This is a genomic window from Polyangiaceae bacterium (assembly GCA_016715885.1).
Lineage (GTDB): Bacteria > Myxococcota_A > Polyangia > Polyangiales > Polyangiaceae > Polyangium.
The window spans coordinates 67,211-90,669 of record JADJXL010000020.1 but is presented as its reverse complement, the minus strand read 5'-3'; the positions used below and the strand labels follow the sequence as shown (position 1 = coordinate 90,669).

General features: G+C 60.4%; 22 protein-coding genes and 2 pseudogenes. 15 read left to right on the top strand and 9 right to left on the bottom strand.

The genetic code is table 11. The features are described from left to right. Positions 1-289: 289 nt before the first annotated feature. The gene (locus tag IPM54_25825) at positions 290-937 is read left to right on the top strand and encodes a hypothetical protein (protein MBK9263209.1); all 648 of its coding nucleotides are present in this window, start codon (positions 290-292) and stop codon (positions 935-937) included. Between the two features lie 58 nt (positions 938-995). On the opposite strand, the pseudogene IPM54_25820 reads toward IPM54_25825, so the two are convergent. The 5 genes and pseudogenes from IPM54_25820 to IPM54_25800 form a co-directional block, all read right to left on the bottom strand. Next, positions 996-2,466, bottom strand: a pseudogene (locus IPM54_25820) (RtcB family protein). Continuing rightward, positions 2,432-2,842, bottom strand: coding sequence for an archease (locus tag IPM54_25815; protein ID MBK9263208.1), 411 nt, complete (start codon positions 2,840-2,842; stop codon positions 2,432-2,434). The pseudogene IPM54_25820 and the gene IPM54_25815 overlap by 35 nt, the downstream one beginning before the upstream one ends. An 88-nt stretch (positions 2,843-2,930) precedes the next feature. Continuing rightward, the gene (locus IPM54_25810) at positions 2,931-3,182 is read right to left on the bottom strand and encodes a hypothetical protein (protein ID MBK9263207.1); all 252 of its coding nucleotides are present in this window, start codon (positions 3,180-3,182) and stop codon (positions 2,931-2,933) included. Between the two features lie 76 nt (positions 3,183-3,258). Further along, positions 3,259-3,831, bottom strand: coding sequence for a hypothetical protein (locus IPM54_25805; GenBank protein MBK9263206.1), 573 nt, complete (start codon positions 3,829-3,831; stop codon positions 3,259-3,261). A 13-nt stretch (positions 3,832-3,844) separates the two neighbouring features. Further along, positions 3,845-4,445: pseudogene (locus IPM54_25800) on the bottom strand (DUF924 domain-containing protein). A 186-nt stretch (positions 4,446-4,631) separates the two neighbouring features. Here IPM54_25800 and IPM54_25795 point away from each other — a divergent pair. Beyond that, positions 4,632-5,783, top strand: a complete 1,152-nt coding sequence (locus tag IPM54_25795) for an Rpn family recombination-promoting nuclease/putative transposase (protein MBK9263205.1) — start codon at positions 4,632-4,634, stop codon at positions 5,781-5,783. 63 nt (positions 5,784-5,846) lie between these two features. Here IPM54_25795 and IPM54_25790 read toward each other — a convergent pair whose 3' ends face one another. Beyond that, positions 5,847-6,413 carry an exonuclease domain-containing protein gene (locus tag IPM54_25790; protein ID MBK9263204.1) on the bottom strand — a complete coding sequence of 189 codons (567 nt, stop codon included), beginning with the start codon at positions 6,411-6,413 and terminating at the stop codon, positions 5,847-5,849. A gap of 43 nt (positions 6,414-6,456) precedes the next feature. On the opposite strand from IPM54_25790, the gene IPM54_25785 reads away from it, so the two are divergent. Next, positions 6,457-7,515 (top strand): hypothetical protein, encoded by a 1,059-nt coding sequence (locus tag IPM54_25785; protein MBK9263203.1) that lies wholly within the window; start codon positions 6,457-6,459, stop codon positions 7,513-7,515. Here IPM54_25785 and IPM54_25780 read toward each other — a convergent pair. Beyond that, the gene (locus IPM54_25780; protein ID MBK9263202.1) at positions 7,512-8,255 is read right to left on the bottom strand and encodes a hypothetical protein; all 744 of its coding nucleotides are present in this window, start codon (positions 8,253-8,255) and stop codon (positions 7,512-7,514) included. The two genes, IPM54_25785 and IPM54_25780, sit on opposite strands and share 4 nt — an antisense overlap. Beyond that, entirely contained in the window at positions 8,252-8,449 is a 198-nt protein-coding gene (locus IPM54_25775) for a hypothetical protein (GenBank protein ID MBK9263201.1), read from the bottom strand. The genes IPM54_25780 and IPM54_25775 overlap by 4 nt, the downstream gene beginning before the upstream one ends. Before the next feature lie 229 nt (positions 8,450-8,678). Here IPM54_25775 and IPM54_25770 point away from each other — a divergent pair, with 229 nt between their 5' ends. The 4 genes from IPM54_25770 (at position 8,679) to IPM54_25755 (ending at position 13,094) form a co-directional block, all read left to right on the top strand. After that, complete coding sequence (locus IPM54_25770) at positions 8,679-9,434, top strand: SIMPL domain-containing protein (protein ID MBK9263200.1); 756 nt, start codon at positions 8,679-8,681, stop codon at positions 9,432-9,434. A gap of 94 nt (positions 9,435-9,528) precedes the next feature. Continuing rightward, positions 9,529-10,140, top strand: a complete 612-nt coding sequence (locus IPM54_25765) for a DUF2231 domain-containing protein (protein ID MBK9263199.1) — start codon at positions 9,529-9,531, stop codon at positions 10,138-10,140. Positions 10,141-10,182: 42 nt separating this feature from the next. After that, on the top strand, positions 10,183-10,791 hold the full coding sequence (locus IPM54_25760) for a hypothetical protein (protein ID MBK9263198.1): 609 nt from the start codon (positions 10,183-10,185) through the stop codon (positions 10,789-10,791). 161 nt (positions 10,792-10,952) lie between these two features. Further along, the gene (locus IPM54_25755) at positions 10,953-13,094 is read left to right on the top strand and encodes a hypothetical protein (protein MBK9263197.1); all 2,142 of its coding nucleotides are present in this window, start codon (positions 10,953-10,955) and stop codon (positions 13,092-13,094) included. Between the two features lie 24 nt (positions 13,095-13,118). On the opposite strand, the gene IPM54_25750 is transcribed toward IPM54_25755, so the two are convergent. Beyond that, positions 13,119-13,553 carry a CBS domain-containing protein gene (locus tag IPM54_25750; GenBank protein MBK9263196.1) on the bottom strand — a complete coding sequence of 145 codons (435 nt, stop codon included), beginning with the start codon at positions 13,551-13,553 and terminating at the stop codon, positions 13,119-13,121. A gap of 257 nt (positions 13,554-13,810) precedes the next feature. Between IPM54_25750 and IPM54_25745 the strand changes: the two genes are divergently transcribed. From IPM54_25745 to IPM54_25710, 8 genes are all read left to right on the top strand, one after another. Continuing rightward, complete coding sequence (locus IPM54_25745; GenBank protein ID MBK9263195.1) at positions 13,811-15,181, top strand: sigma-70 family RNA polymerase sigma factor; 1,371 nt, start codon at positions 13,811-13,813, stop codon at positions 15,179-15,181. A 5-nt stretch (positions 15,182-15,186) separates the two neighbouring features. Then, positions 15,187-17,184: a response regulator gene (locus IPM54_25740; protein MBK9263194.1), complete on the top strand. Its 1,998-nt coding sequence runs from the start codon at positions 15,187-15,189 to the stop codon at positions 17,182-17,184. 119 nt (positions 17,185-17,303) lie between these two features. Further along, entirely contained in the window at positions 17,304-19,070 is a 1,767-nt protein-coding gene (kaiC, locus tag IPM54_25735) for a circadian clock protein KaiC (GenBank protein ID MBK9263193.1), read from the top strand. An 8-nt stretch (positions 19,071-19,078) separates the two neighbouring features. After that, positions 19,079-19,390 carry a circadian clock KaiB family protein gene (locus tag IPM54_25730; GenBank protein ID MBK9263192.1) on the top strand — a complete coding sequence of 104 codons (312 nt, stop codon included), beginning with the start codon at positions 19,079-19,081 and terminating at the stop codon, positions 19,388-19,390. Between the two features lie 4 nt (positions 19,391-19,394). Beyond that, on the top strand, positions 19,395-21,359 hold the full coding sequence (locus IPM54_25725; GenBank protein ID MBK9263191.1) for a PAS domain S-box protein: 1,965 nt from the start codon (positions 19,395-19,397) through the stop codon (positions 21,357-21,359). Positions 21,360-21,442: 83 nt separating this feature from the next. After that, on the top strand, positions 21,443-21,670 hold the full coding sequence (locus IPM54_25720) for a DUF2188 domain-containing protein (GenBank protein MBK9263190.1): 228 nt from the start codon (positions 21,443-21,445) through the stop codon (positions 21,668-21,670). A gap of 50 nt (positions 21,671-21,720) precedes the next feature. After that, on the top strand, positions 21,721-22,791 hold the full coding sequence (locus IPM54_25715) for a CapA family protein (GenBank protein ID MBK9263189.1): 1,071 nt from the start codon (positions 21,721-21,723) through the stop codon (positions 22,789-22,791). 98 nt (positions 22,792-22,889) lie between these two features. Beyond that, the gene (locus IPM54_25710) at positions 22,890-23,456 is read left to right on the top strand and encodes a carboxypeptidase regulatory-like domain-containing protein (protein ID MBK9263188.1); all 567 of its coding nucleotides are present in this window, start codon (positions 22,890-22,892) and stop codon (positions 23,454-23,456) included. Positions 23,457-23,459: the final 3 nt, after the last annotated feature.

Below are 23,459 nucleotides of genomic sequence, written 5' to 3'. Positions count from 1 at the left end.
CATCTCGAACCCGAGCACCCCACCCCCTGGTGCGCCTTCTCGAAACGTCGAAAGCGAGCACCCCACTCCCTGGTGCGCCTCCTCGAAATGTCGAAACCGAGCACCCCACCCCCTGTTGCGCGCTCTCGAAACGTCGAACCCGCGCACCCTACCCCCCTATGCACCGATTCGACGCCTCAGGAGACACCCTTCCGGCCTTGGCTACCCTGCTGCCCCTGCCATCACACAAAAACTTGACCCAGCCAAGCGACCTCGGCTACTGTCGCTGCACCACCAAGGAGTCTTGCCCATGCGCCTCCCCGATCCCGATGCATCGCATAACGAACGCGTGCGATATGGTCGCTATGTCGGCCGCCGCCTTCGCCGCGCCAAACGTACCCAACTCGCCACCGATGCCGACGCCGCAACGGCGCTCGTCCTGCAACGCGGCCGTGAATGGGAAGATGCCGCCGGCCCCGTGCAAGATGCCCGCGCCGACCGCGACGCCGCCGACGATGACCTCGACGATACCGCCAAAGACGGCCGCGCAAGGATTGCCGGACGCAGCGTCAATGCCGCAAAAGAACCCCCCTATACGCAGATCTTCCCCGACGGAATCGATTATTACACAGCCGCACCGCTCGATCAAGAAATCGCTCGCTACGGGCAATTGATCTCGCGCATGAACGAATTCCTCGCGCCAAGCGACGAGGTCCGCACAGCCGCCGTCCCAGCGCTCACCGCCGGCATTGCAGCATTCAAGGCCGCTACCGAAGCCGTCGAACAAGCATTGACCGCACAATCCATCGCTTCGACGCGCCTTCAACAAGCCGAAGACGCCTGGGCCACGCTCATGACGAAGATCTACGGCGCCCTCGTCGCCGATGTCGGCAAACAAGCCGCAGAACGCTTTTTCCCCAAGATTCGCAGCGGCAAGAAAAAACAATCGCAAGGTTGAATCGGCGCGCAATCCGAAACGAATAACATCAGGCGTTTCGATATTCAAATCGGCCGGCTCACCCCTTCAGCACGCCGAGCGGCCGGAGGCGCGACTTTTTTCGCAATCCCAGCCTCGTGCACCACGTCGACCACCCGATCGACATCCTTGTACGCAAGCGGCGCCTCCTCGGCCAGCTCCGCATTCGATGGACACTTGACCACGATGCCCTGCGCTTCGAGCTGCTTACGAAGCTCGTGACCAGCAACCTGCCGCTTGGCCGCCCCTCGACTCATGACCCGCCCAGCTCCGTGACACGTGCTGCTGAACGATATCTCGGCCGAAGCATCCGTACCCACGAGGACGTACGACGCCGTGCCCATGCTCCCCGGAATGAAAACAGGCTGGCCAATTCGACGATATCGCGGCGGAATCTCGACGCTCGATGGCCCGAGCGCGCGCGTCGCCCCCTTGCGATGAACACACAGCGATAAACCTCCATACTTTTCGATTTTTGCGGTGTTGTGGGCGACGTCGTACACCAAATGCAGCTCGTTCGGGAAAAACCGGCGGAACACTTTGCGCACGATGTCCGTGATGACCTGCCGATTGCAAAAACCGAAATTGGCCGCTGCGCACATTGCAGCAAGATAACGCTTGCCCTCCGAGGACGAGAGCGGCGCGCAAGCGAGCTGGCGATCGGGCAATACGATGCCAAAACGACCCATGGCTTGGTCCAAAATGCGCACGAAGTCCGTACACACTTGATGCCCGAGCCCTCGAGAGCCCGTATGAATGAGCACGGTGATGCGTCCCAAGGCAATGCCAAACGCCGCTGCGGCTGCTTCGTCGAATACTTCGTCGACGACCTGCACTTCGAGGAAATGGTTTCCACTGCCCAGGGTGCCGAGCTGATCGTGACCGCGCAGCAGCGCTCGCTCGGAGACGTGCGCTGGATCGGCGCCAGGTAAACAGCCGCGAGATTCGATGACGTCGATATCGTCGGCCGTCCCCAGCCCGAATTTGCGAATGAGATACGGCACGCCCTCACGCAAGAGATCGGCCATTGCGTCGTCATCGAGGGACAAGCGACCCGCACGGCCAGCGCCCGTGGGGACGCTACGGCTGAGCTCGTGAACGACCGCATTCAAATGCGGGGCCAGGGCAGCTTTTTCAAGGTTCGAGACGAGGAGCCTGACGCCGCAATTGATGTCGAAACCAATTCCTCCAGGAGAAATGACTCCATCGGGCAGGCGGGTCGCAGCCACGCCTCCCACGGGAAAACCGTATCCCTCGTGCATGTCGGGCATGCCCAGCGCTTGGCCGTAAATGCCGGGCAATGTGGTGACGTTGATGAGCTGCTCGACGCTGCGATCCTGTCCAATGGCCGCCAATTGCTCGGCATCTGCCACGACACGCGCAGGCACACGCATGTCCGATCGGTACGTGCGCGGAATTTCGTACAAATACGGCCCGACCGGCTCGAACGGATACCGCGTCGTGCTTGGTTCAGGCTCAGACGTCGACAACGACCGTGCAGGAAAAGCCATATGCGTCTTCCTTGATGTGGAGCCCATGAAACGTGGCCGCTTTGACCACGGTGCGCAGCTCGCGCGGCTCGGCGCCTCGGATGAGCGCGCCTAGCGTCTTATCGGTCAGGCGCTGGAATTGGAATTCGACATAGATTCGTCCGGATCTTTCCGTGCGAAAAATGAGCTCATCAATCCAGTCCACGAGCAATGCGTCGCGATCCGTCGATTGTAACGTAACGAATTCGGGATCACCTGTCGGTAACGGAAGATCACCTGCGCCGAGCGTCAATTCTGCCAGCGCTCGCCCTGCTTCGGCGAAGAGCCCTTCGAGCGTCGGTGCGACGAGGCGCATACGCAGCTCGCCCGTGTGCTCTTCGAAAACATGGCCGCTCATGTGCGAATGACATGAGGACGTTGCGCTGGATCCGGAAGCTGGGGTGAGTGATGGGAGGGAGGAGATGAAATGCGCGGTTCGTGCGACGTTACGCCTGGGCTGATTCGAGCGCCTCGGCGAGGGCGTCTTCGCGTACGACGCTCATCATTTGCTTGGCGATGTCGTTGACGACTTGTTGTACACGTTCGGCGATTGACTTGGGAGCTGCGCGAAGGGCTGCGTTCAGTTCGCTCATGCCTGCATCCAGCAAAAGCGCCGCTTCTTCCTCGGAAGTAGCCTCTTTCAGGAGGCGGGCTGCTTTGCTGGCTCGTGCGAGGTGAATCGATGCCGCAGTGCTCATGAAGGCGCCCAACATGTGTCCGCTTGGCGCACTGTCAAGGGGCAGCTCGTCGGCTATTCACCGCAAAAAATGGCGACTATCGGCGTGCTTTGAAGTCGAAAACGCGCTTGTAGCCCGCAGGGGCGCCGCTGACGGGCGCTGGGTACGCGATCATGCCCGCGATGTCCTTGATGCACTTGATCGTGCCCATCGACACCGGGTCGCTTTCCGCCAAGATGACCTCGGCGCTCGTCAGCTTTCCCGATGCGTCGACGATGACGGCGAGCGTCACTTTCGCGTTCGTCAGCGGCTTGCTCGGCGCTTCGAGCGCATCGAAGCAGCAGCGGAACGTTTCGTGGTGCGCGCCGAAGACCTTGTTGAATTGCTGCTTCACGTCGGTCTCGCCGCTCGTGTCTATTGGCGCTGCCCGAGCTGCGCGATCGCGGCATTCTTGTTCGGTGGGCGGAGGCGGCAGGTTCACCTGCGGCGGTACGTACGGCTGCGGCGTGTACTGAGGCGGTTGTGCAGGGCCAGGCCAAGCTCCAACAGGCGGCGTTCCAGGCGGCGTCACTGGCGTTTCGGGCTCTTCGGGCGGCCCGCACGCGACGAGCGCAAGCGATAGGCCCATTGCAGTCAAGCACGCAGGTGCCGTCTTCGAGCGAAGCATCATTGCAAAAGTATCCTTAAAACGACGACCCCGGTTGCAGAAGAAACTCTTTCTCTTCCGCCGTGGATTCCCGCCCGAGCACCGCGTTTCGATGCGGAAAGCGGCCGAATCGTTCGACGATGACCGCGTGGCGCTGCGCATAATCCAGAGCGGACGCCAAGAGCGATTTGAATTCGTCAGGCGATTCAGCCAAAAGCTTTTCCGAATTCGGCGACGCATCGTCGTTGCATCACGACGTCTTCCGAATGCATCAATGGCATGAGCAAGAAATATCGCTCGACGGGCGTCAAGCTGCGGTCCTCGCCGGCACCGAGCGCCTCCAGCGTCAATGCGAGCGCCAGCGCGTCTTGCGCAAACGAACGCGGACTGCCGCGGAACATGTTGCGGGAGAGCTGATCGAAGAGAATGATGAGCGCCAAGCGCCCGCGTGGCATCGACTTCCACGCATCGAGCTCCCCACGAACGCCGGCCTCGAGCGTCCCGAGGAACCGATCGCGCAAGAGGCCATCGAATGCTTCGTCCTTGGCGAACCATTTTTTGGATGCTGAAAGCGGCGGGCTACCAGGCTCGCCGAACCATACGCGAAGGAGATCATCGGGAGAGGTGGGCGCGTTCATCGGCTCACGGTAACGCAGATCCGCGGTTCGATGCAAGGGTAGTCTTCGCACCACGAGGTCGAGCGTTCGTCTACCATCGGCCATACGGCGAACCATGCGATTTCTCTTGCCACTGCTCGACAGCGGGGCGGGCGGTTTGGGGTTGCATCGGATGAGTTTGTCTGGCAGGACGTCCGGGCAAACTCCATGGGTGCCCGTGCCAAACGCAAACGTGCGAAGCGATCGAGCAAAGCGTCGCCTTCGCCGCACAATGCTCTCTTTCTGCGGACGTTCACGGTACCGGAGAATACCGCGTCGGAACTGCGATGCATTCTGGACCGGGAGCTGGTGGACGTCATCGACTGGTCGTCGTTGCAACTGGAATCGAGTCAGTTTGTCGGCACGGACTTGCTCTCGGACTTTTCGGACGTGCTGTATTCGGTCGACGTTCGAGGGCGCAAGACATTGTTTCATATTTTGTTCGAGCACGAGAGTGGGTACAAGCCGTGGTCGTTGCTTCAAGCATTGCGGTATCAGGTCGACAAATGGGAAGAATTCGCTGCCCAACCGATCGGGCGTGGGGACAAGCGATTGCCGCCCATATTGACGATCATCTTGCATCATGGCGATGGAGGGTGGAAGTCATCGTGTCGGTTTCGAGATTACTTCAAGCTGGACGATGACTTGGCGCGGATGTTTGCGCCGTATTTGGTCGATTATGGGGTTGTCGTGGACGACGTGAGCCGAGTCGATGCCGAGGCGTTGTTGCAGCGTCCCGTCACGCTTGCAGCTCGCTTGACGTTGCTGTGTTTTCGGTTCGTCCGGGAACCGTCGAGGTTGCTCGATGAGCTGTTGAAGATGAAGGACGAGCTGCGTGTGTTTTTTCGCGGGGAGGAAGGAAATGCTTGCCTGCGGGGCGTTTTTACGTATCTTGAGCTTGGAGCGAAGGTTCCCGAAGCGGAGTTGAAGATGGCGGCGCAGTTCATGTTGACGGGATATCCGGAGATCGACGAGATCCTCAACCCAGGACTGACGAAGAAGATTTTTGAGGCGAGAGAGAAGCGGCTCGAAGCGAAGGTGGAGCGGGCGGAACGCAAGGCGCAAGAGGCTGAGCGCAAGGCGCAAGAGGCACAGCGCGAGGCGGAACGCAAGGCCAAACAAGAGGTGGAGAAGAACCTGCTGTTGCAACTCGAGCGGCGTTTCGGGTCCCTTCCGGATGACGCGGTTGCTCATGTCAAGGCTGCTGCATCGAGCGAGATCACGGAGATGGCCATGCGGGTGCTCAGCGCGCAATCGCTCGACGAGGTCTTGCGCAAGGCGGATGAGCAGCCGTCGCAGGACTCGAACGACACGCGGTGATCGCAACGGCGGCACGGCTTTCGGACAACGCGCTCCGGGGTCGTCCGGCACCTTTTCACACCCTCACCTCGGTGCCGCCCGCGGTCGTCCCAGGATCCACGGCAAAAGCCTCGCAATGTTCCGCGCATCGTCGATCCCTCGGTGATGCGTCCCCTCGAGCCGCAGCCCTACCCGCCGTAGCGCTCCCGCCATCCCGTACGATTCGGTCTCCCCGAGCTGCTCGGAAAAACGCTTCTTCAAGTTCAAGTGCCCCGCCCGAAAGGGCAGCTTCACTCCATGCCGAGACGCGTCCCGCTCGAATTGATTGCGATCGTAATCGCCCCACGAGCAAAACCGAGCGTCCTTGCCTCCAACGAAACGCCCCAGCTTCGTGATCGCCTCGCGGAACGTCGGCGCCGCGTCCACGTCCGCCTGCGTGATGCTCGTCAGCCGCGTGCAAAACGGCGTGATCTTCCAATGAACCACCGGCTTGACGAACGTCGAAAACTCGTCCACCGGCGTCAGCGTCTCCGCGTCCACCAGGACCGCGCCAATCTCGATGATCTCCGTCTGCGCCCGCGGAATGCGGTGATTCTCGTCGCAGGTCGCCTCGAGATCGATGACCAAGTAAAAGTTCGGGTTGTTGTTCATGATCGTTGCTCCGTGTTCTTTGTCCTGCTGTTATACGTAAAGAATGCCCACTTCACCCGGACACGATCCCGGACACGAGCCCGAGCTCGACCCTGGCAGCAGCGCCGATCCGGGCTTTTCATGGGCCGATCACGTCGCCTGGCTCGTCGAAAAGCACGGCTCGCTCGCCGCCGTCGCCGAACGCCTGTCCGCCCTCCGAGGCTACGCTGACGACGTTGCAACCATCGAACGCGCATTGCGCCGATTGCGAAGCCGCGGGCAACTCGACGGAGGCACCTGGGGCGCTCGCGTCCTCGCAGCATTCGGCCTGCCAGGCGCCGTCGACGCCCGCGCCCGCTGGATGGGCGCGTATCACTCGCGATTCAATGACCTCCCCCTCCCCGTCTGCCGCGATTTGGTCCGCCTATGGGACCGTCCACCCATCAGCGACGCTCCAACTTCCCGCATCTGGCTCGCCCTCGCCCATTCCACTTGTGCCCTTCGCGCCAACGAATCCGACGCCGCCCAAACGCACCTCCGCCGAGCGCACGCGTCGTTTGCCAAAGCGCCCCCCGAAGCGCGCATCGAACTGCTCCTCGTCGAAGCCTACATCGCAAGTCGTGCGGACGTCGCTGCGGTCCCCGCATTGCTCGCCCGCATTGAACCGTTTCTTGCCGAGGACATGCCCGCGCACGACAAAGCGTGCCTTCATGCTCGCTGGATCGATCAACGCGCCTACGAGAAAAACCGCACTGCCCCCGGCAAAACGGCGGATCACGCCGGTGCCGAAGCGCTTTATCGGACAATCAAAGAGGAAAACGCACCCGCATTTGCTCTATGCCGCCGAGCGAATGGCCTTGCGTATGCTCGGTGGAAACAGGGCTTTGCCGATGAAGCTGCCGGCTTTGCGCGCATTGCAGCGGATCACGCCGGAGACGGCGGTCATTTGAGGCTCCGCGCAATGGCATTGAACATGCTCGCGCGTATCGTGGGAGGTCACGAAGGCGCGGAGGCTCGGCGCCGTGCCGCGGCCATTGCAGCATCGCTCGACGACGAGGCCCTGCGAATGCGCTTCGAACGAGGCTGGGCGCGTGAAAAACGCGTGGAAGCGACGAAAACTTAATCCCTGAGCTCCCCCAGCATCTCGTCGAGCTCATCGGCCGCCTCCGCGAGCGCTTCCACGCGAACCCCCAGCTTTTTTGCCGCTGCCGCATCCGGCATCACGCCATCTTGAAGGATCAACGCCGCATATTGTTGTCCGAGCTTCGGGGTTTTGTGCAATGCTTGGCGCAAATCGAGCGCCAGTTCGGGATCGTTCATCAGCGCATCCAGCGCTTGCGACACGCGAACCGCACGCACTTCACCCGGCTTTTCCCCACGCGCGGCCGGAGCTTTGCGTTTTTCCCCAGCGCCCGCATTCGATTCCTCGTCGAACCCTGGCAACCCCTTCTTTTTGCGAAGTTTTGTTATCAGCTCTTCGGCCGTCACGAGCGGCACGTCGTTTTGCATTACGAGCGCACCTTCACCCGTGCGTGCAAGCAAGTACCGTAGAATGGACACGAATGCGCGCGAGCTGTCGGTTTCCAGGTCGCTCGCTCTATCGAGCGTCATCACGGACTTGCAAGCTTTGTAGCGTTTCAGGATGTCCTTTGGCAGCGGGATCCCGAGGTGCGCGTACAGAGCTTCGAGCTCCTTGGCGGGCGGCATCGAGCCTCCTGCGACCACTTCGGGGACGCCATCGTCGTCCTCGAGCGCATCGCCGTTGACGTCGGCATACGCCTCGAAATACTGCTCGAAAGCAGTTTCGAGCTTCGTCATCGCGGTGGGAGGCAAAGGGCTGTAGATGTACCAGGTAGCGCTCACGACGCGCCCGTATAGCACAGGGCAACGACGGAGTGGTAGAGGGATGTTGCAACGGCGTCGTCTCGATGGCCCACGTCGCGCAGGAAGTGCCGACGCGCGCCGACGTCGTCCATGGATGGCCTTGCACGAGGTCGTTCGCTCAGGTAAAACGCTTTCGCCATGACGATGGGCTTGCACCTTCTGGTGTGACGCATCGTGCTCGTTCGGACGTTCTTGAGCTGGACTATTGAAGTCGAATTGACAGGACAGTTTCCTTGGCAGCGAGAAAAGCAAGAAAAGGGTTCTTGAGGCGCATGTGAATATGCGGGCGGAGCGACCATCCGCCCGTTACGTTCGAGCACGCTCGTCCGTGGTATAACGTCTGCACTGCTCCGATAAAAACGCGCGCCGATCCACGCGCGGCATCGAAAAAGGAGCAGGAACATGAAACGGATTCCGATATTGACAGCACTCGCCGTCAGTGCCGCGCTTTTGGTTCCCGGGCTGGCCAATGCCAAAGGCCAATCCCAAGTCGCCATGAAAACGATGTTTACTCGCGCCAGTGCGCAAACGCAGCGCACGATCATCGTCTCCGGCGATGCGGAAGTGCGCGTTTCGCCCGACGAGGCAATCGTAAAGCTCGGCGTCGAAACTCGCAATACGGAGCTTTTGACCGCCAAGCAGCAAAGCGATACGCAGGTGACGCAGGTCCTGCGCCACATGGAGCAGCTAGGTATCGAAGCGAAGGACATTCAGACGAGCTACATCAGCGTGGAGCCGATGTACAAGGACTGGACCCGCACCGAAATCATCGGCTACATCGTGCACAATTCGATCACGGTGAAGCTGCAAGACCTGACGAAGCTCGAAAATCTGGTGATCGGCGCGCTTCAGGCAGGCGCGAATCGCATCGACGGCATTGAATTCCAGACGACCGAGTTGCAGAAGCATCGGGACGCCGCTCGGGATCTCGCCATTGCAGCCGCTCAGCGAAAGGCGCAACTGATGGCGAAGAAACTGAACCACAAAGTCGGCTGGCCGCTCGAAGTGGAAGAATCGACAAGACAGACGTGGGCTCCTCTTGGCGCGCAAACGGTGTCCGAGGCTGGAGGGGCACCGGATACATCCGTTGGGACGATCGCCCCGGGCCAAATTACGATAACGGCGAAGGTGCTCATCAAGTTCGTACTCTACCGCTGAGGAACGCCATTGCGGCTCGGGTCGCGCGCTGGCTCGCCCAGCGCAGGCCCGCGCCGTGCATGTGCGAGCGGAGATGAATCAAACGATCAGCTCCATGGGCAAGACGAATTCAGAACCGCCGAGGCTCTTGCAAATCATCGAAGACGAATCGCCCGCGATCGATGGGATGATCCAGGCGCTTCACCGACCGGTGAGCGACTTCATGCAGAACAATCCTGCCATTCATGATGCACTCACGGGGACGTGGCTGGGGCATCCATTGCATCCGGCGATCATTCCGCTTCCCATCGGTGCCTGGGCAACAGGGGTCGTGCTGGACATCGCGAGCATGAACGGGCGCAATCGCCGGTCGTCGGGAATGGCGGACCTGTCTTATCGAGTCGGATTGGTTGGAGCCGGGGTGGCGTTGGCCGCGGGGCTTGCCGAGTGGACTCATCAACACGGCAATGCGCGACGTGTGTCATTCGTTCACGCCGCATCGAATGTGCTTGCCGCGGGTTTGATCACGACATCGCTGATTGCTCGCGGGATGGGAGCGCGACGGACGGGATTCGCATTGGCGGTGCTGGCATTGGGTGCCGTAGGCGTAGGCGGATGGCTCGGCGGTGAGCTGACATATCGTTATGGTGCGGGCGTGGGGCGACAGGCGTCGAAACGTCGATCGGAATCGGAAGCCTCGAGTGCGTCCATTGCGGATGCCATTTGACGAATGCGCAATATTGGGGGGGGTCGGGGGGTGAGGTGTTTCTTGATTGCAATCGTGCTCTGCGGTTGCGAGGTCGAAAGGCCACCGGCGGTGCCTTCGCCTCCATTGCCGCTCGCGCGTCAGATTCATCAAGAAGCGCTGCACGAGGCGCCGCCGCCGGATATCCGCGTGGCTGAGCGTGGTCTTGCCGAGGCAATCGAAAACTTTGCAATCGCCGTTCGACTGCTCGAAACGAGCGCCGCTCCACCAAGTGATGACGACTTGGCACGGACGGTCGAGCTTTTCGCGAAGGCGCTCGAATCCATACCCAATGGCTCGAGCGTGAATGCTCCGGCAGCGGCCGCCAATATGCGAACAGCGGTGCGCGAGGGTCGTTCGGCAGGACCACCGGGCTCTCCGCCGGTGAGACAAGGTTTTGCCGAGGCACTGGGCATCGGCATTGAAACGCTTTTGGAGCTGGCGGACGGGCCGTACGGAACGTCGCGCAATGTCATCACGCGCGCGGTGGACCTGAGGAGTGCGCTCTATCAGGTGGGTGGAACGACGCCACCCGTCGATGATGGCGGGCGGTTGTCGGATGTGCTCCGGCCGGCGGTTTTCGTGATGAAAGCAATTCTCGAAGTGCGCAGCGAGCCGCCGCGGGACGAGTGATCGCACGGCACTGGCGACTGCGCCATGTGCTTGGACGCCACACCCCAAGCGTCAGTACGACGCGTCCACCCCGAAACGCAATGGTTGACATCGCGCGGCGCTTGGTCGAACATGCGCCGGATAGTCCAGAACATACTTTGTAAACACCGAGGGCTTTGGCGATGCGATACCGAAAAATAGGCTTGACTGCAGCGATTTTGCTTGGCGTTTTGGGAGCGGGCGGGATGGGGTGCGACGGCACGTCGCAAGTGGATCCGGATGCGAAAAACGTGTGCGGTGATGGCGCGCTCGGGGGCAGCGAAGCGTGCGACGACGGCAATACGACAGCGGGTGATGGATGTTCGGACACGTGCACGGTGGAGCCGGGGTATACATGCTCGGACACGTCGATGGCGTGCAGCGACGTCGACGAATGCGCGACGGGAGCGAGCAATTGTGGCGCGAATGCTACGTGCACGAACGAACCGGGCACGTTTTCTTGCGCGTGCAATGTTGGGTACACGGGCGACGGGGTGACGTGTACGAATGCGGATGAATGCGCGGACGGGACGAACAACTGCGACGCGAATGCGACGTGCACCGATTCGGATGGGTCGTTTGCGTGCGCGTGCAACAGCGGATATGCGGGCGATGGCGTGACGTGCACGAACGTGGACGAATGCGCGGACGGGACGAACAACTGCGACGCGAATGCGACGTGCGCGGATACGGATGGGTCGTTCACGTGCACGTGCAACACGGGATGGCTGGGCAACGGCGCGACGTGCGCCGACGTCGACGAATGCACGGCGAACGTCGACAACTGCGATGCGAATGCGACGTGCACGAATACGGAAGGCTCGTTCACGTGCGCGTGCAACGCGGGCTTTTCGGGCGACGGGGTGATGTGCTCCGAAATTGACGAATGCGCTGCGAACCTGGACAACTGCGACATGAATGCGACGTGCGTCAATACGCCAGGGTCGTTCATGTGCACATGCAACGTTGGCTATTCCGGGGACGGCGTCATGTGCAGCGACGTGGACGAATGCGTGCTGGGCACGGACAATTGCAATGCAAACGCGACGTGCACGAATACGATTGGATCATTCACCTGCGCGTGCAATGCCGGGTTTACGGGCAATGGCATCACGTGCAACGACAACGACGAATGCGCGATGGGCACGGACAATTGCGATGCGAACGCGACGTGCTCGAATACGCCCGGTTCGTTCATGTGCGCGTGCAACAGCGGGTATTCGGGCGATGGCGTCACCTGCGCGGATGACGACGAATGCGCCCTCGGCACGGACAATTGCGATGCAAATGCGATGTGCACGAATACGCTCGGGTCGTTCACGTGCGCGTGCAACAGCGGGTATTCCGGCAATGGCGTGATGTGCAATGACAACGACGAATGCACTGCGGGCACGGACAATTGCGATGCAAACGCGACGTGTTCGAATACGCCTGGTTCGTTCATGTGCGCGTGCAATGGCGGCTATTCGGGCGATGGCGTCACCTGCGCGGATGACGACGAATGCGCCCTCGGCACGGACAATTGCGATGTCAACGCGACGTGCTCGAATACGGCTGGATCGTTCACGTGCGCATGCAACAGCGGGTATGTGGGCGATGGCGTGACGTGCACCCTATCGAGCGGGTGTACGCTATACGGGATCGAGTCCAATCGGATCATCTCGATGATTGACAAGACAACGGGGGCAAGGACAGTCCTGGCCACGGCAGGATCGGCAGCGGGAACCACCGGGGGCCTCACTTATCGGCCGGATACGAACCAAGTGTACGTGAGCTCGACGAGCCTCGATTTGCTCGCCGAGCTGGACCTCACGACCGGCGCCGTCACCGTGATTGGACCCTATGGGGATAGCGCGATCGTGATGCACGGGCTCGAATGGGATACCTCGACGGGCACGCTCTATGGGTTGTCGTACCATAACAATGGTCTTTACACGATCAACACGACGACGGGCGCGGCGACGCTCGTGGGAACCAGCACTCTCACGGGGTTCAGCAACATTGGTTATGATAGCAACGCAAACATCATGTATCTAACCGATACAAATACGGACTCGGCTTACGTCGTCAACCGCGCGACGGGCGCGGTGACGTTGCTGGGCCCGCTCGGAGCGGGTCTGACGAGCCCGCAGTCGCTGGCGTTCGATGCAGCGAACGACGTGATGTATTTGATCGATACGGGGACCGACGTATTGACGACGCTGAACCGAACGACGGGGGCAGCGACGGTCGTCGGCTCCGTCGGCGCGTCGAATTTGCTGGGCCTGGTCTGCATACCCAACTGAGCCGTCCACCCGAACGGCCTCGGATTACGCGATTCTGCGGATTTCCGCTGCCGAAATGGAATCCTCCAAATCGGCCACGACCTGCTCCTCCTTGGGCAAAGCGAGCAGGTCATCCAATGCAACGACTCCGACCATGACCCCCGCTTCGTTCAATACGATGAGGCGGCGAATCGTTGCCATCTGCATTTTCCTTGCGGCATCCTCGAGAGAATCATCGTCGCGGCACGAATGAACGGAGCGAGTCATCGCTTCGGCCACGGTGCTCAACTGTGGGTCCATACCGTTCGCGGTCGCTCGGACGGTGATATCCCGATCCGTGACGACGCCGATGGGTCGGCCGCCTTCGATGACGGGCAGCATGCCAACGGCCGTCTCCCGCATCTTGAGTGCCGCCGCCTGCAATGTCGTGCTCGGCGTCGTCGTCTCCACCGCCTGCGTCATGACGTCACCTACGCGCATTGGCCTCCTCCGTCGACATAATGGTTGATGTCCCGGCGCGAAGCATTCCCCGTGCCGCCCCGGCGCTCGAACGGAGCATTGGCCGCACCTATTACACTCCAGCACGCCCATTCGAGCAACCTCGACCGCAACAAACGTTTTACCGGGACGTGACGAAATGATACATTGCGACCCCTTCCACGACGCGCATGCGTGATTAACGTGCTCAGCCCGAAATTCAACAAATGCTCCGAGTGGATGACTCGACGACGAGGGAAATGCTGAACGAAACGTTTATTACACACGAAATACAATCCGAAACGGCATCCGCGCGCGACGAGCACCCGGGCAAACCGGTGCGCGCCGTGGTTCGGAGAGCCAAACGCACGAGCCCACGCGCGACGACGAGCCCACGTCCAGCAAAGATTGCCGCGCCAAACCGGGCCGCGCACGACGCGACGGAAATGTACATGCAGGCATTGTCGCACTGCAGGCCGCTCACGCGCGAAGGCGAAGTGGAGATCGGTAAGCGCATCGAAGCAGCCGAGCGCGAGATGGCCGAGGCGTGGATCGAGTCGCCGGTGGCGCTGCGTGAGCTCGGTGCAATCGAGGAGGATCTGCGATTGGGCCGGATGAAGGTGGATACGCTGCTGCAAGACGACGACAATGCGGCCGAGCATGCGATCTCTGCACGGCTCATGCGGCTTTTGGCTGCATTGCGTGCGTCGGCCGCGGAGGCGGGCGAATCGGCGGCGACGAGCGGGCTGTCGGATCTTGCCACGGGGTTTGCAGAGGTGCGGATGACGCCGGCGGTGAATGACAGAATCGAGCGTGCACTGCGCGAAGCGGCTGAACGAGCGGAGGGTGACGAGCGGGCGTCGATCGAGAATACGCGGGCGAAGCTGGTGAAAGCGCGACGCACGATTGCGCGGGCTCGGGATGAATTGGTGACGGCGAACTTGCGGCTGGTGGTGGCGACGGCACGCGATTACCTGGGTCGCGGGGTACCGCTGCTCGATTTGGTGCAGGATGGCAATCTTGGACTGATGCGCGCAGCGGAAAAATTCGATTACCGCCGGGGTCATCGGTTCATGACGTATGCAGCGTGGTGGATTCGGCAGGCGCTCGATAGGCACGTGCTCTACCACGGCAAGGCCATCAAAGTACCTGGGCACATTGCGAATACCCGGCGCCGTGTGGCGAGCGCACGCAAAGCGCTCGCGCAGGAGAATGCTCGTGAGCCGTCGATGGAGGAGATTGCCGAACGCAGCGGCCTGTCGCTCGACAAGGTGAATGCGGTGCGTGTTGCATCAGCGCCGACGTTGAGCCTGGACGCGCCGATTGGGGATAGCGGGGACAGCAATTACGTGGACATGCTGGAAGGGCAAGGCGCAGCGCCCGACCAAAGGCTCGACCAGCATCAACTGCTGGAGCGAGCACGAGGTTTGCTCGAGACGCTGACGCCGCGCGAGCAGGAGATTCTGCGATTGCGATTTGGATTTGGGGGAGGCGATGTGTTGACGCTCGAAGAAATCGGCCGGTCGAATTCGCTCAGCCGCGAACGTGTGCGACAGATTGAATCGAGGGCATTGCAGAAGTTGCGCGAGCATTCGGAGGCGCTGGATTTGGGTGCGTTTCTGCGAAGGTGAAGTGGATGATGATGCTCTCGCGCGAAGAAAAGTATTCGGTTCTCGTGGTGGAAGACGAGCAAATCGTGGCGCTCGATCTTCAGGAGCGGCTGGAGCAGCTCGGGTATCACGTCCCCGCGACGTTGGCGACCGGGAGCGACGCCATCAAGAAAGCGCTCGAGCTGAAGCCCGCCCTCGTGCTCATGGATATCAAGCTCAAGGGCGATATCGACGGGATCGAAGCGGCCGCACGTATTCATGAGCACCTCGACGTGCCGATTGTTTACCTGACGGCATTTGGGGACGAACCCACCGTCCGGCGTGCCGAGAGCACGGAGCCTTATGGTTATGTCTTAAAACCCTTCAAAGAGCGAGAGCTCAAGATTGCTCTCGAAATGGCGCTTTTCCGCCATCGCGTCATGCGCCGACTTTCGGAAAGCGAAGCTTGGCTTGCGGCGACCATACAAAGCGTCGCCGATGCAGTCATTGCGGTCGATCGTGACGAGTACGTGCGACTGATGAACGACGAGGCCGAGCGGCTCACCGGCTGGCACGGGATCGAGGCGCTCGGAAAGCCGCTCGATGAAATCATGCGGCTGGAAGGCGAACGCGCTGAGCCGGACGAGCTTTGCGATAAGGTCATGCGGGAACCTACGACGTGGCTGCGCGATCGCCATGGGGTTGCTCGGTGTGTGGAAGTCGAGCGGACGCCCATTGTTCGTCCCGATGGATATGCATATGGATCCGTGGTCGCCTTGCGCGACGTTTCGGAGCGTAACCGGCGCCTAAAAGCCCAGCAAATCATGCTTCAGGCCGGCACGGCGCTCGCCTCCACACTCGACATCGATGCAGCCACCGATGCGCTCGGCCGGCTGATCATGCCTGCCATTGCCGATGGGTTCGTCTTGCACTTCGTAAGCCGCGAGCATGACGACCCAATGGGAACGATGCGTTTGGCGGCTCTCGAGCACATCGATATGGTAGTCGCGGATGAATTGCGGCGAGCGCTCGACCCAGCTCCCCCGACGTCCATGATGATCGACGTCGCGCGAACCGGCGCGACCCGATCATTTTCGGAAGGAAATGATGTATCGCTCGGACAAACACTTGGGCTCGCAAATGGGAGCGATCTGGAAAAAATCGGCATTCGGTCACTGATAAGCGTTCCGCTCACGGCGCGGCGCTGCACCTTCGGTGTGCTCACGTTCATCACCACGTCGCCGGGGCCTGCCAAGGACGATCTCGACATGGCTCTCGCTGAGGATCTTGGGCGTCGAGCGGGAGCGGCTTTCGACAATGCGACGTTGTATGGCGAGGCGCAGCGGGCCATTCGCGTTCGCGATGAGATGATGGCGATCGTTTCGCACGATTTGCGTAATCCTCTGGCGGGGGTTTTGGCGAATACGGACTTGCTCCTGCGAATTCCCGATAATGCAGTGCCCGCCCGGGTCAAACATATCACGCAGGGAATTCGTCGAGCGGGACTGCGCATGCAGCGACTCATTGGCGACCTGCTCGACGTGGCCCGCATCGATAAGAACTTGCTCTCACTCGACCTTGGCGCTTGCACGGTGACCTCTCTCATTGATGATGCCATCGATGCATTTCAACCGGGGGCAATGAAGGTCGCTCAAATCATTCCTGTCGTTTCGTGCCCCGACACGCTCGTGCATTGCGATCGCGAGCGAATTGCGCAGGTGTTCTCGAATCTTCTTTCCAACGCACGCGCATGGACGGGCCCCGACGGGACGATTACCATGAGCGCCGAGCCGTGCGAAGACGGAGTTCGTTTTGCCGTGAAAGATACGGGGCCCGGGATCCGCGATTCCGACATGAAGGGGATATTCCAGCGGTTTTTTCGGGGCACCGGCGCGGGATACAGCGGCGCCGGACTCGGACTGTACATCAGCAAGGGCATCGTCGACGCTCATGGCGGGCGTATCTGGGTCGAAAGTGACCAGGGCAAGGGTAGCACGTTTTGCTTCACGCTCCCCGTCGCGCCCGCACGACGTTTGGCGAGCTGATCCATTGGATGTTGCTCGTACGTCCGCGACTTCCATCGGGCGGGCGGTTCCCCTTGCGGGATGTGGGACCAGGGACCAGAAGTCCAGCAATAGAACGTTCGCGGGGAATGGGCCTACCGATGGACGACGCAACCTTCGCCGCGGCAAACGTCAAGCAGGCGGGCGAGCTCGAAAAAGCTCCGACGGGCATTCAAGGTTTCGACGAGATCACGTTCGGCGGGCTGCCACGCAGACGCACGACGCTCGTCTGCGGCGGGCCGGGCTCCGGAAAAACCCTTTTCGCCATGGAGTTCGTCGTCCGTGGGGCCGTCGAGATGAACGATCCCGGCGTCTTCATGTCCTTCGAAGAAAGTGCCGAGGCGCTCGCTTCCAACATGGCCTCGCTCGGCATGGACATCCCACGTCTCGTTGCCGAAAAAAAGCTCGCGCTGAATCATGTGCGCATCGAGCGGGGCGAAATCGAGGAAGCGGGAGATTACGACCTCGAAGGGATCTTCATTCGCCTCGGCCGTGCCATCGATACCGTCGGCGCCAAACGCGTCGCATTCGATACGCTCGAGTCGCTCTTCGGGGTATTCCAAAATGAGGTCATTTTGCGCGCGGAGTTGCGCCGGCTCTTCGGCTGGCTCGCTGACCGCGGTGTTACGTCCGTCGTCACAGGCGAACGAGGTGGGGAGCAGCTCACGCGCCATGGCATCGAGGAATATGCTTCCGATTGTGTGATTTTGCTCGACCAGCGGGTCGAGGACCGCATCGCCACCCGCTACATGCGCATCGTCAAATACCGCGGCTCGCGACACGGCTCGAACGAATACCCGTTTCTCATTCATCAACGCGGTATCACAGTTCAACCCATTACGACGCTGACGCTCGACCATCCCACGTCCACCGAACGGATCTCCACGGGTATTCCGCGCATCGATGCAATGCTGGGTGGCGGCGACGGGCTTTATCGCGGGTCGACCGTGCTCATTTCCGGCGCCGCCGGCTCGGGCAAAAGCAGTCTCGCTGCATATGCCGCCGACGCGACCTGCCGCCGGGGAGAACGTTGTCTGTTTTTCGCCTATGAAGAGCCACGGCTGCAAATCATACGAAACATGCGCTCGATTGGCCTCGATTTGCAACCACATCAGGAGGCAGGGCTACTTCGCTTCCAAGCTGCACGTCCGACGACATCTGGATTGGAAATGCACCTGGTGACCATGCAACAGCAGATCATGGACTTCAATCCCCAGCTCGTCATCGTCGATCCCATTACCGGTATGTTGACGGTCGGCAAAGCCGCCGATGTCCTCGGAATGCTCACGCGCCTCGTCGATTTGCTGAAAAGCCGGCTCATAACCGCAATTTTTACGAGCCTCACGCATGCCGGCGAATCGAAGGAATCCACCGAGGTGGGCGTTTCTTCGTTGATGGATACGTGGCTGCTGCTCCAGCTCGCCGAACAAAACAATGAACGAAATCGGCTGATGTACGTGCTGAAGTCGCGCGGCATGGCACATTCCAACCAGTTGCGCGAAATCATTTTCACCGAACACGGCATCGAGCCAGCCGATGTCTACGTCGGCCCAGCGGGTGGAATCGTCGTGGGCGCGGCGCGGCACACCGAGGAAGCTCGGGACCGGGCACGCTCCCTCGAACGAAACCAGCGAATCGAACGATTGAAGCGCGACGTGGCGCGAAAAAAACAAATGCTCGACGCACGCCTGGCGATGTTGCGTGCACAGTTCGAAAATGCGGAGGAACAATTGCTCGGTGAAATCGCCAACGAGCAACGAGCGGACGAGCTCGAGTCGCAGGCTCGAACCACAATGGCGGGCGTTCGACAAGCCGATGTGGGCAAGCAGAGCGGCAAACAGAAAAACTCAGCCAAAAAGGGAGCCTGAGGGGTGTCATGAGCGACGAGCCGCCCCCTGCAGCGAACGATGATACCGTTTGGGAGTTGCGCCTGTACATAGCAGGACAAACACCACGATCTCTCACTGCGTTATCCAATCTCATTGCGCTGTGCGAAAAGCATCTTCCCAATCGACATCGCATTGAAATCACTGATCTGTTGCAAGATCCACAACTTGCAGACGAAGACCAAATCATCGCAATTCCCACATTGATCCGAAAGCGGCCGCCGCCCGTGCGCAAGATTGTCGGGGACCTGTCGAATACCGAGCGCGTGCTCGCCAGTCTACACCTCGTCCGCCGGGAGTGATGCAATGGTGGACAAACCCGCCGAGGAAAAACTCAATCCAGACGACCGCGTCATTGTGCTGCAGGACGTCGCGATGCGCGTCGACGAAGCACAGGAGGCGCTCAGCGCGATCCGCAGAGGCGAGGTCGATGCGCTCGTGGTGGCGCACGGTGGAGGAAAGCAATCGGTCGTCCTACTCCATGGCGCCAACGCAACGCATCGCGTGCTCTTCGAAACCCTCAACGAGGGGACGCTCGCCATTACCGCGTCATCGGGACACATTCTTTACGCCAATGCCCGATTTTCTGAATTGATTGGCCATGCACTCGATGACGTTTTCGGAAAGAAGTTCAGCACGTTCGTGGCTCCCGAAGACGAAGGCAAGTTTGCGGATTTGCTCACCAAAACCCAAAGTGGGGGACACAAGGGCGAGCTTTGTTTGCTGACGGCCGCGGGCGCACGTTTGCCCGTCATGCTGTCCTTGCGCGCCGTGGTCGAAGACGGTGTCGAAAATACGTGCACCATCGTCATTACCGACCTCACGCTCATCAAGCATGCCCAGGCCGCGCGGGAAGCCAGCGAGCGGCGTTATCGCAATATCGTACAAACGGCGCTCGAAGGTATCTGGCAAATCGATGCCGAGCTGCGCATCACGTTCGTCAACGAACGCCTCGAACAACTGCTCGGGCATGCCACGAACGAGCTGGTCGGACGTAGTTTGTTGTCCCTCGTGGCACCCGAGGACCGGCAACATGCCGAAAAGAACTTCCGGCGAATCTTCAGCGGTGAGCGTGTTCAATTCGACACACGTTTCCTACGCCATGACGGATCGAGATTGTGGGTCATCGTCGTGGCGAGCCCGCTGCGCACGGAACATTCCGAATTGCGTGAAGCGCTGGGAATGATCACGGACATTACGCCACGCCGGTACGCCGAGGATGCATTGCGACAACGCGAGCGCCAGCTTGCCCACGCGATGGAGCTTGCGCAAATGGGAAGCTGGGAATGGGATTTCGAGCACGATACGTACAATTGGTCGGACGAGCTTTGCCGCATTTTCGGCGAAAACCCAGACGACTTCGAGGTCTCCTACGCCCGGGTCATCGACCGAATACATTCAGAAGATCGCGAAGGGTATCACAACGCATTGACTCGGACGGTGAAGGAGGGCGTGCTGTTTGCGCACGAATTTCGTATCCTTCGGGGAGACGGCGCCGAGCGTATTCTTTTGATGCGCGGGCACCTCGTGCCGCCGAACGAAACATTGCCAGCTCGACTCGTGGGCATTGCGCGTGACGTGACGGACGAACGCGCGCTCGAACGGCGACTGCGCGCAGCAGTACACGAAAAAGAGGTGCTTCTCAAGGAAGCGCATCACCGTGTCAAAAATAACCTCCAAATTATCTCGAGCCTACTGGGTTTGCAGGGGCGCTTGTTGACCGACTCCGCAGCGCGTGAAATCCTGCACGAGTCGGAGAGCCGCGTGCAAACGATTGCGCTCGTGCACGAAAGCATCTATCAATCTCACGATTTGGGTTCCATCGATTTATCTGCCTATACGCGCAGACTCATCAGCGTCGTCCAAAGCATGTACGGCGGCATGGGTTTGTCGCAGATTACCGTGGACGTCGAACCGATTCGTATTGGCATCGACACGGCCGTGCAATGTGGTCTCATCATGCATGAGCTCGTCACCAATGCACTCAAACACGCCTTCCGAGGTCGTCGAGGAGGGCACGTGTGGGTATCGATGCGCCGAGCGAGCAGCTCCGAGCTCGTGCTCGGTGTGCGAGACGACGGCATTGGATTGCCAGCAGAGATCGATTTGCAGACAGGGCACACGCTGGGATTGCGACTCGTTTACCGATTGGTTGCACAGCTCGGAGGGACAATCGATGTATCGCGGCAGAACGGTACGCAATACGCGATTCGTTTTCCGAATCCAGGCTACTGCGCAGCGGCACCCGACACAGGTTCGCGACCGTCCTAGCGCTGTCTACCGATGGACGCGTCATTGGCCCTTGCCCCGAGCCGCGCATGGTACCAGACGTATCACATATCGAGAGGTCACTCATGGCAAACGAACCGATGCGTTATCACGTGGAGCCGATCGAAGGCGGGTGGAAGGTAACTCCAGGCCCTGACAGCCAACCCGAAAGCGTGCACGAGTCGAAATACGAAGCCATCGCTGCTGCGGAACACTGCGCGCGAAAGCACACCATGGCCGAGGTGGTCGTGCACCGGCGCGACGGAACGGTGGAGCAGCAGCATAGCGTGGGAGCCGAACATCGTACGGGCTGAAGGTGAAGCACGCTCCGCACGTCATTGATGTGTTTTTGTGCGGCGACGTCATGACCGCGCGGGGCATCGATCAGATACTGCCCTGCCCCAGCGAGCCCTGGCTTTGCGAGCCCTACATGCACGATGCTCGCGAATACATCAAACTGGCCGAGCGCGCCAATGGTCCCATCGCTCGGCCCGTCGACTTCGGCTACGTGTGGGGCGACGCGCTCGAACAGTGGGCAAAGCACGCGCCAGACGTGCGCATCGTGAACCTCGAAACGAGCATTACGACGAGCAATGATGCGTGCCCCAAGGGAATCAATTATCGAATGCATCCCAACAACGTGCCCTGCTTGCTCGCGGCGAACATCGATTGCTGCGCACTTGCAAACAATCACGTCATCGATTGGGGCCTCGTGGGCCTCGCCGATACGCTCGCTTCACTGCACGATGCGCGCATCGCGACCGCCGGTGCCGGGCGAAATCGCGACGAAGCCGAATCACCCGCCATCCTCGAATTGCCTGGACGATGTCGTGTGCTCATTTTTTCGTATGGTTCGGTGACTTCAGGCGTGCCGCTCGATTGGGAGGCAGGGGCCGAATCGCCAGGCATCGCCGTGCTCGAAAACCTGGGACAAGACACGATCGAGCGCGTGAAAACGCGGATTTTGGCAGCGAAGCGACCGGGGGACATCGTCATCGTCTCGATTCATTGGGGAGACAATTGGGGTTACGATATTTCTCGCCGAGAAATGACATTCGCCCACGCCCTCGTCGACGAAGCCGGCGTAGACGTAATCCACGGGCATTCGTCGCATCATCCGAAGCCCATCGAGGTTCATTCCGGGCGACCAATTTTTTATGGGTGCGGCGATTTTTTGAACGATTATGAAGGAATCCATGGCCATGAGGAATACCGGAGCGATCTCACGCTGATGTATTTCGTGCGCATCGAGGTTCCAACGGGCAAGCTGATTGCCATGACCATGGTCCCTTTGTGCATGCGACGCTTTCGCCTCGAGCGCGCTACGCGTTCGGATGCGCGCTGGCTGGCGGAAGCTTCGAGCCGTGAAGGAAGCCGGTTTGGGACGCGCGTCGTGCTCGGCAAAGAGGATACGCTCGTGTTGGAATGGCGTTGAGGACGCCCACGCCCCGTCACCGCCGCACGAAGAGCCTTGACAAGCTCCCTGGGTTTCGTGAGATGCTCGGCGAAACGACTTTCCGAAAAGCCATCGACATGTCCCGATTGATTGCTACTTGCGCCTTGATCGCGATGGGCTGCACCGGTTCCGAAACGCCCGCGCAGACGGCCGTCAGCGCGCCATTGAAATCCTCGAGCAACGGGCAAGCGCCGGTCGCATCCGCAAGCGCCACACCGTCTTCCGTCACAGCCTCGGCGGCCCTCGATGCAGGTCCGTCGCCGCCTCCTTCACAAACGACCGCGCGGCTATGGGAAATCACGGGCAAGTTTGTCACGTACAAAACGGGCAAACCCCTTGCTGGTGCAACGATTTCGCTGTGCGCCTCGGGCACGTTGAACTGCTCGAAAAATCCTCGCGCCAAGCGCGTGACGACCGATGCCGCCGGAGCATTTCGTTTGCCCTCGGTTCCAGAAGGAAAGTTTTGGATGGTCGTGGACGCGCCGCCTGGTACGAGCGATTGCGAATCACCTTTTACGGAGACGGGCGATTTGGTCGTTTTGGCCCGCGATTGTCATGAAGCACCGGGGGCGCCTGGCGTTTGCGATTTCGGGACGCTCGAAACCTGTCATCCCTTCGAAATGCCCCCGCCGCCACCCCATTGAGGT